This window comes from uncultured Eubacterium sp. (genome assembly GCF_934295145.1).
Taxonomy (GTDB): Bacteria; Bacillota; Clostridia; order Lachnospirales; family Lachnospiraceae; genus Eubacterium_I.
Window position 1 is genome coordinate 22,548 of the sequence record NZ_CAKRAS010000034.1, and the last position, 7,904, is coordinate 30,451.

Consider the following 7,904-nt stretch of genomic DNA (forward strand, 5'->3'; position numbering starts at 1 on the left):
AACATTATCCTTTCAAACTCTTTACCAGTTGATTTAAATCCTCTTCTTTGTAACGGAAAATCAATAAAATTGCCAGAAATACCGCAGAACAGGTAACATAAATATCTGCCACATTAAATACCGGGAAGTTGATCAGTTTAAAATAAAAGAAATCAACTACATATCCATTTGCCATACGGTCAATAAAATTTCCAACCGCCCCGGCTGCGATCAACACCAGTACCACACGCAGTGAATTAAATTTAGCAGTATACGGAATTTTCCAGAAGCAGTATGCCAAAAATAGCAAAATAACAACTGTCATGATTAAAAACACCACACGTTTCCCCTGAAAAATACCAAAAGCCGCACCGCGGTTCTCCAGATAATAAAGTTCAAATACATTTTTTATCAATACAAAGGATGGTCGGTCTTTCAGATGAAGTACCGCCAGCCACTTGGTTATCTGATCTACAAATACTAAAATTGCGAAACAGATAATACCAAGAATCACACTTTTTCCTCTTCCCAAACATGTTTTTTTGTCAGTCATAACCTTTTTCCTTCCTGTGGCAGGCACCTTTATAAATTGTTTGAATACAAAATAAGCATTCCCCCGCTTTAAGTGCGTAAAGCACTAAGCGGTGGGTAAGTGGTATGCTTATGTCTGCTTTACATGCCTTTACCTAAGAAGAACCAGTCCCTTTTCAGAAACTGGTTCTCTGTTTTTTGATTCACGCATATGCTCTATTATGAATCGAATTTCAGCAAAGCTGATCTATTCTTCGTTCCAGCTTCGCAATTTTAAATATCGTTCTGTAAAGATGCTACATCAAATGCATTCATAATGCTCTGGAAATCACCGGAAATATCCACAGAAGCCGGAGTTACAATAAATATGTAATTAGAAATCTTCTGTAAATTACCATCAATAGCAAAACAGGATCCGGATGTAAAGTCAATGATTCTCTGGCCAATCTCAAGATCCAGTCCTTCCAGATTTAATACAACTGTTCGATTGTTTAATAATGTCTCTGTAATTTCACGGGCATCTTCTACGGATGTAGGTTTGATCACACATACTTCCATGGCAGTATTTCCTCCCTGATTTTTTTTCACCGGGCGCATCGGTGTCACTTTGGAATTAGATTTTGCAGATGTTTTATTCTCTTTTACAGAGGTAAAACGAACTGCCTGTTCATGTTCCTGCTCTTTCTCGCGACGGAATGATTTCTTTTTAGGTTCCTCGTAATAATCATCATCTTCCTCATCATAATAATCATCGTAGAAATCATCATCCTCATCCGCATTCAGACGCATCATATTCAAAAATTTATCCATCATACCCATTCTGATAAAATCTCCATTCTTAATTTGTAATCTATTTTAAATATTGTAATTTCGTGCCCCAAAAATACCGGTTCCTACACGAACCATGGTAGCACCTTCTTCAATCGCTACTTCATAGTCTCCGGACATTCCCATGGACAAAATACACATGTCTACATTATCAATGTTTTTCTCTTTGATGTCAACAGATAATTCGCGGATTCCCCTAAAATATTTACGATTATCCTCAGGATCATCCACATATGGTGCAATCGTCATCAGACCACAGATATGAATATTCGGTAACTTAGCAGCATCCTCTACCAGAGCAATGGCTTCTTCCTTTGAAGTACCAAATTTCGATTCCTCACCTGCAATGTTTACCTCGATCAGGATATCTGTAGTTACATTATGTTTGACAGACTGTGCACTGATCTCTTCTGCCAGTCTCAGAGAATCAACAGAATGGATCAGTGCCGCTTTTCCCATCAGGTATTTCACTTTGTTTCTCTGAAGATGTCCGATCATATGCCAGTGAATATCCTTCGGCAGAACCTCATATTTATCCATCATTTCCTGCACTTTGTTTTCACCAAATTCACGGATTCCGGTATCATACACTTCCTGAAGCATTTCCACCGGTTTTGTCTTGCCTACAGCGATCAGAGTCACTTCGGAGCGGTCTCTGCCCGCACGTTTACACGCTGCTTCTATATTTTCTTCCACTTTCTGTAAATTTTCTCTCAGCATTTTTATTCCTCCTGCCTGATATTCTCCCATTTAGTTCATAAATTCGCCTTCACTTACTTCATTTCCATTTAAAGCAATATGATCATACAAAGAAATTCCATATTTTGTTCCGGTTTTCACGACGGTGTATTCCTCGTTTTCAGCCAGAACATCGATGAGACGGAAAATCGCATAACCTTTGTCCATATTATACACGCCTTCCTTCGTTGCAGTATCTTTAATACTGTACTGTTCATTACTGTCCGGAAGCTGAATCGTATCTCCAACTGACAGGGAGTTTTCGGATACATAATATGCATCTTCGGTCTCATAATACAGATCTGTTGTTACAAATTCTGCACTTTCTTTTCCGTGTTTATCTTTTGTGATCTTGATCACACCGTTACTGGATGAATTATCTCCTTTTCCGATGTATTTTTTCGGAATAACAAGGAATTCTTTCTTTGCAATGGCTGTATTTGGTATCTTAAGACCTTGATTTTCATCGGATCCAAGTTCCACTTCGATATAACGGTCGGATAAAAAGCGGATCATGGAATTGTTCAGATCCAGCTGTAGGAAATAACTTCCATCAATTTTGCGCACATAAGTTGTCGCATTCGTCTCCGTGTGATCCTTGCGGAATTTCACATGTAGAATAAAGGAATCAGAGCCTTCACTGATCTGCTGCTTATATTCTTTTGCCTCAGATTTGCTGACAGGAACCATGATAGACCATTTTTCGCTGGTAGCAATCTTATATAACGCCTGTCCGGATTTTACCTGTGCATTTCCTTTCAGATTTGTCTTACTGTAGGAAGCAGGATTATACATATCTGCGGTAAAGGAATCGGTTGAAACGCCTTCATATCCATCGGTATACAATGCCAGAATACCATCCATAGATGTCCGCACAAACGAAAACGTATTCTGTGAAACTGCGGAAGTAGTCTGATCAGACAAACTGTTTAACGCATTAATATACAGGTTTTCCTGAATCTGTGCATCGACACCATCTTTAAAAGAATACACATTGTAAAACTGTGTATTAGAATATGATGAGATATAGTTTGTGATACTGTTCTGGATATTTAACAACTCCTCCTCCGAAAGATTTGCGGTATCCAGACCTGCATGTGAAATTTCCTGGGAAATATCTCCGGCCTTGTCCACGGAACAGATCAGATCATTATATCCTGCTTTGTCGCCTTCTTTTTTGTAATAATTGACTGCCCCGGTATCGTCCGCATAAAAGACCTCTTCCTGGCGAATGATCAGCCCGGTATAAGATTTATTTTTTGCAATCCGTCCATTCTGAACTTCATAGACAGAGATATTGTTTTGTGTCAGATAGGAAATCAGATAGATTACAAAATAAACGAACACAAAGGCAAATATGATAATGCCGATATTCAGATGAAAGCGTCTGCGATACGGAACAATGTTACGCTTTTTTTTCTTCATTTCGGTCGTCCTTTCCATTTTATTGATATATGATGTATAAACTCCCCTTTCACGGGAATACTCCCTGTCAGAAGGAGGAAAAACGATGAACACAAAAATTTTAGACAATATTTTACTTGCCATTATCATTGTAGGAGCAGTGAACTGGGGGCTGGTCGGTTTCTTCCGTTTCAACCTGATTGCCTTTCTCTTTGGAAATATGAGCTGGCTTTCCCGTGTCATCTATGCTCTGGTCGGAATCAGCGGTATCTATCTCATCAGCGCATTCGGACGGATTCGCTCCATGAACGATGCCTGAAAAGAAATAATTCCATACAACAAAAAGGTGTCTTAAGGATTATTCCCCCTTAAGACACCTGAAAAATCGATTCTATAAAGAAACAATCAGTCTTGCTTTTGCACACTCAGGCAAATCTGCCTCATCCTTTGAAACACTTAAAATGAATTTAACATTGAATTTCTCACTGATAATATCAAGTTTCTCAATTGCATGTACAAGCTGATCATCTGCAAGGTTTGCAATTGTAAGGAAGCTGTCAAGATACATTTCCTGAAGATCATAATCCTGAGAAACGATACCACAAATGAATCCAAGGAACTCATCACAGTTGCTAATCGGATAATCTGCTACGTTAATCAAACGTACTTTGTTTGATAACTCGTGCATATGTTTCTGACTTTTATCCAAATATACAATATTACCGGAAGCAGCTTCTACAGAAGCATTTACCTTATCCAATAAATATTTTGTTTTTCCCTTTCCCTTTTTGCCGGCAATAATTTCAACCATAATTTTATCCTCCTACCTCTGCCTCTTTCTTTTTATAATCCTCATAAAATATGTGATCGTTCTTATAAAAAGATCTGGCTGTTTATGAATTCATTATAGTATATCCACCATTAAAATACAACCGTTAATTCTAAAAAAGGGGTGACTTTAGTTTGAATAATTGGTGAGAAGTTCTGTCATAAGCGTATAAAGTTCTCTCTTGGTATTTCCCTTCAATATAATGGAAATATATGGCTTTCCGCTGCTGCTCTTACTGTACAATACAAGGCAGTTTCCGGCTACATCCGTGGTTCCGGTCTTGCCGCCAACGACAGTCACATTTTCCGGTGCATCATAACGGCCCTTCAGATAGCCGTTTGTGTTAAACCAGACCTGATCAACCGCATCTCCATTCGCATCTGTATAAGAGGTACTGTATTTCTTGGTAGAAATATATTTCACAAAATCATCATTCTGTACCGCTGCATTGAAGATCAGATAGAGATCATATGCAGTCGTATAATGATTGTCATCCGGCAGTCCGTGCGGGTTCACAAAATGAGATTGTGTTGCACCAAGTGCCTGTGCTTCCTGGTTCATCAGTTCTGCAAATTTGTCTACAGAACCGGAAATATATTCCGCAATTACATTCGCAGCATCATTTCCGCTGCAGAGCATCAGCCCATATAATGCCTGATCCAGTGTCAGCTGGTCTCCCGGCTTTAATCCACAAATAGAAGATCCCATCATCAGAGAACTGATGGCTTCGTCTGAAACGGTCAATACATCATCCAGTTTTCCATACTTCAATGCAATATACGCAGTCAGAATCTTTGTCGTACTTGCAGGGTACATTTTCTGATAAATATTCTGTGCATATGTAATTTCCTGATCATCCACGGAAAATACAGCTGCAGTCTGCGCATAATCTGCATTTATTCCATCCGCAGGAGTAGAATTTTCAGTGCCACCAACACACAGATCAGTAGCGAGTAATCCCGGAAGTTCCTGTGAATCAGTCTGCGTCAGGGCATAACTGTCCGATGTGGCATAAACATCGTATGCATCTGCCACATCGGTTCTTTCTTTACATCCACCCAGCAGTAATAAAGACAATACTACCAGGATTAAAATCTTATATTTATTTGTACATTTCACGCCAGTCAAGATCTCCTCTGTCTAAAGAATGTATCAATAATTCTGCTGTTGCCAGATTTGTGGCCAACGGAATATTGTGAATATCGCATAAACGGACAATATTGTCCACGTCCGGTTCATGCGATCTTGCGGTCAGCGGATCACGCAGAAAGATCACCAGATCGATATAGTTATTTTCAATATCCGCACCCAGCTGCTGAGAGCCTCCCAGCTGACCGGTCAGATATTTGTGTACAGACAGATTGGTCGCTTCTTCAACCAGCCTTCCTGTGGTTCCTGTGGCATACAGCGAATTTCTTCCTAAAATTCCTCGGTACGCAATGCAGAAATTCTGCATTAACTTTTTCTTTGAGTCATGCGCGATAAGTCCTATGTTCATTATTCTATGTCCCCCAATCCGTGATATTTTCGAGCCTGCAGACCGACGTTTAACACCAGTCCCAGACCTATAAACAAACTTAACAGCGATGTCAGACCATAGCTGACAAACGGTAACGGCAGGCCGGTATTCGGCATCAGGCCGGTTGTAACGCAGATATTAATGAAACTCTGAAATCCGATCAGCGCAGCTATGCCGCAACAGAGCAGTCTTCCACCAAGATCTTTTGCATTTTTCGCAATTAGTATACACTCAAAAACGATTAAAAGCAATAATATAATTACAATCAGGCAGCCGATAAATCCAAGTTCTTCCCCAACTACCGCAAAAATGAAATCTGTCTGCGGTTCGGAAATAAAATTACCGTTTTTCATAGATGCAATAGAACTGTTGTTCAATCCTTTTCCCCATAACTGACCGGAACCAATGGCCATAATGGAGTTTTGCTGCTGGTAAGCGTCATCCGCATATTTTGAAGGCTGAAGCCAGGACAATATACGACTGTACTGATATTCTTTTAACGGAAGCGCCTGCTTCAGTATCAGTATCACACCGATGATACTTACCGGAACACCAAGTGCCAGTACACCTGCTACTATTTTATAACTTAATCCCGCAACAAACAAGAGGGTAACGAAAATCATTGTCGTCGCGATGGTTGTGGAAAGGTCCGGTTCTTTGACGATCAGTAAAAGTGGAATACCAATAAGGATCAGGCTTAAAGCGAGAATCCTCCAGGTATTCAGCTGTTCCTGATACTTCATGAAAAATCCTGCAAAAAATATAACCAGCAGGATTTTACAAAGTTCTGACGGCTGAAATTTAAAACTTGGGGTCACCTGAATCCAACGGGTTGCACCACCGGTTTTGTCGCCAACGCCCGGAATAAATATCACGCCAAGCAACACAACAGCCAACAGATAGATTAGTCGCCGGAATTTCAATATCGTACTGTAATCGATCAGTGAGGTAATAACCATAACGATCAGACCGCCAACTACTCCTACAATCTGTTTGTTCTGAAGGGACGGTTTTGCACTTCCAACTACCATAACACCGATAATGCACAGCAGTATGACATATACTACCAGCCGAAATCTGTAGTTTTTTATTTTGTATTGCTTAAACATAGAACTCCTCCGATTTATTTTATCCTGTTATGTATTTCTTTTTCCAGCCTCTGCGCTGTTTTTTTTGACGTCTGTGTTTTATATCAAATTGTGGCAATGGAAGTTCTTCTCCCAGCACACGTCTGCAGATTCTGCCATACGCCTGACCGGCCAGCGTCTGTGTCCCGGTCAGCGGACAGCCGTTATTGGTAGAGATCACTACATGTTCATCATCACAGACCGCACCGATAATGCCAACACACAAAATATCTGCGATGTCTTTTAGCCCAAGCATCTGTCCCTGAGCAATCATCTCTGGGCGAATCCGGTTGATGATCAGTTTCACATCCGAAATGCCTGCGGAAAATAGCAGCCCGATAACCCGGTCTGCATCCCGCACCGCAGATATTTCCGGTGTGGTCACTACCAGTGCCTGATCCGCACCTGCAATGGCGGTCTGGAATCCCTGTTCGATTCCCGCCGGACAATCCAGCAGAATGTAATCAAAATCTTCCCGCAGTTCCTGCAGAAGCTTTACCATCTGCTCCGGTGTCACTGCGCTTTTATCCCGCGTCTGCGCTGCCGGGATCAGATACAATCCCGGGAATTGCCGGTCACGGATTACAGCTTGCCGGATCCGGCAGTTTCCTTCGATAATATCCACCAGATTATACAAGATCCGGTGTTCCAGTCCCATGACCACATCCAGATTCCGCAATCCGATATCTGTATCGATCATCAGCACTTTTTTGCAAAGCATGGAAAGTCCTGCCCCGAGATTTGCCGTTGTTGTGGTCTTTCCCACACCGCCTTTTCCAGATGTTACAACAATAATTTCACACATACAAAAGATTCCTCCTTTTTCTTCCCATTGTTATCTTTTGTAATGTGATAATATTTTTATCCTTCTCACTACTACAATATATTTATGGTTAATATCCCTTACAGCCAGTAAGGAATTATCCATCTTGTTGCTTAAGCTGTTAGA

10 protein-coding genes are annotated in these 7,904 nt (G+C 40.7%); 1 reads left to right on the top strand and 9 read right to left on the bottom strand.

Going from position 1 to position 7,904, the window contains the following annotated elements; translation table 11 throughout:
• Positions 1-4 precede the first annotated feature (4 nt).
• From lspA to Q0I54_RS08380, 4 genes are all read right to left on the bottom strand, one after another.
• Positions 5-532, bottom strand: coding sequence for a signal peptidase II (gene lspA, locus Q0I54_RS08365; protein WP_296117931.1), 528 nt, complete (start codon positions 530-532; stop codon positions 5-7).
• 251 nt (positions 533-783) lie between these two features.
• Positions 784-1,329 carry a cell division protein SepF gene (locus tag Q0I54_RS08370; RefSeq protein WP_296117933.1) on the bottom strand — a complete coding sequence of 182 codons (546 nt, stop codon included), beginning with the start codon at positions 1,327-1,329 and terminating at the stop codon, positions 784-786.
• A gap of 36 nt (positions 1,330-1,365) precedes the next feature.
• Positions 1,366-2,058: a YggS family pyridoxal phosphate-dependent enzyme gene (locus Q0I54_RS08375; protein ID WP_296117935.1), complete on the bottom strand. Its 693-nt coding sequence runs from the start codon at positions 2,056-2,058 to the stop codon at positions 1,366-1,368.
• A gap of 30 nt (positions 2,059-2,088) precedes the next feature.
• Entirely contained in the window at positions 2,089-3,501 is a 1,413-nt protein-coding gene (locus Q0I54_RS08380) for an HlyD family efflux transporter periplasmic adaptor subunit (RefSeq protein ID WP_296117937.1), read from the bottom strand.
• 85 nt (positions 3,502-3,586) lie between these two features.
• On the opposite strand from Q0I54_RS08380, the gene Q0I54_RS08385 reads away from it, so the two are divergent.
• On the top strand, positions 3,587-3,799 hold the full coding sequence (locus tag Q0I54_RS08385; RefSeq protein WP_296117938.1) for a DUF378 domain-containing protein: 213 nt from the start codon (positions 3,587-3,589) through the stop codon (positions 3,797-3,799).
• Between the two features lie 72 nt (positions 3,800-3,871).
• On the opposite strand, the gene Q0I54_RS08390 is transcribed toward Q0I54_RS08385, so the two are convergent.
• The 5 genes from Q0I54_RS08390 to minD all read right to left on the bottom strand — a co-directional run bounded on the left by Q0I54_RS08390 (position 3,872) and on the right by minD (position 7,760).
• Complete coding sequence (locus Q0I54_RS08390; protein ID WP_296117939.1) at positions 3,872-4,291, bottom strand: twitching motility protein PilT; 420 nt, start codon at positions 4,289-4,291, stop codon at positions 3,872-3,874.
• Positions 4,292-4,438: 147 nt separating this feature from the next.
• On the bottom strand, positions 4,439-5,428 hold the full coding sequence (locus tag Q0I54_RS08395; protein WP_296117940.1) for a D-alanyl-D-alanine carboxypeptidase family protein: 990 nt from the start codon (positions 5,426-5,428) through the stop codon (positions 4,439-4,441).
• Complete coding sequence (gene mgsA, locus Q0I54_RS08400) at positions 5,412-5,807, bottom strand: methylglyoxal synthase (protein ID WP_294783020.1); 396 nt, start codon at positions 5,805-5,807, stop codon at positions 5,412-5,414. The genes Q0I54_RS08395 and mgsA overlap by 17 nt, the downstream gene beginning before the upstream one ends.
• Positions 5,807-6,937 (bottom strand): FtsW/RodA/SpoVE family cell cycle protein, encoded by a 1,131-nt coding sequence (locus Q0I54_RS08405; RefSeq protein ID WP_296117942.1) that lies wholly within the window; start codon positions 6,935-6,937, stop codon positions 5,807-5,809. Before Q0I54_RS08405 ends, mgsA begins: the two co-directional genes overlap by 1 nt.
• Before the next feature lie 19 nt (positions 6,938-6,956).
• Complete coding sequence (minD, locus tag Q0I54_RS08410; RefSeq protein ID WP_296117943.1) at positions 6,957-7,760, bottom strand: septum site-determining protein MinD; 804 nt, start codon at positions 7,758-7,760, stop codon at positions 6,957-6,959.
• Positions 7,761-7,904: the final 144 nt, after the last annotated feature.

What these genes read in the sequence shown, in the direction of transcription:
- Q0I54_RS08385 (WP_296117938.1), top strand. Translation starts at nt 3,587, where the DNA reads ATGAACACAAAAATTTTAGACAATATTTTACTTGCCATTATCATTGTA.
- Q0I54_RS08375 (WP_296117935.1), bottom strand. Translation starts at nt 2,058, where the DNA reads ATGCTGAGAGAAAATTTACAGAAAGTGGAAGAAAATATAGAAGCAGCG.
- Q0I54_RS08405 (WP_296117942.1), bottom strand. Translation starts at nt 6,937, where the DNA reads ATGTTTAAGCAATACAAAATAAAAAACTACAGATTTCGGCTGGTAGTA.
- Q0I54_RS08390 (WP_296117939.1), bottom strand. Translation starts at nt 4,291, where the DNA reads ATGGTTGAAATTATTGCCGGCAAAAAGGGAAAGGGAAAAACAAAATAT.
- Q0I54_RS08370 (WP_296117933.1), bottom strand. Translation starts at nt 1,329, where the DNA reads ATGGGTATGATGGATAAATTTTTGAATATGATGCGTCTGAATGCGGAT.
- mgsA (WP_294783020.1), bottom strand. Translation starts at nt 5,807, where the DNA reads ATGAACATAGGACTTATCGCGCATGACTCAAAGAAAAAGTTAATGCAG.
- minD (WP_296117943.1), bottom strand. Translation starts at nt 7,760, where the DNA reads ATGTGTGAAATTATTGTTGTAACATCTGGAAAAGGCGGTGTGGGAAAG.
- Q0I54_RS08380 (WP_296117937.1), bottom strand. Translation starts at nt 3,501, where the DNA reads ATGAAGAAAAAAAAGCGTAACATTGTTCCGTATCGCAGACGCTTTCAT.
- lspA (WP_296117931.1), bottom strand. Translation starts at nt 532, where the DNA reads ATGACTGACAAAAAAACATGTTTGGGAAGAGGAAAAAGTGTGATTCTT.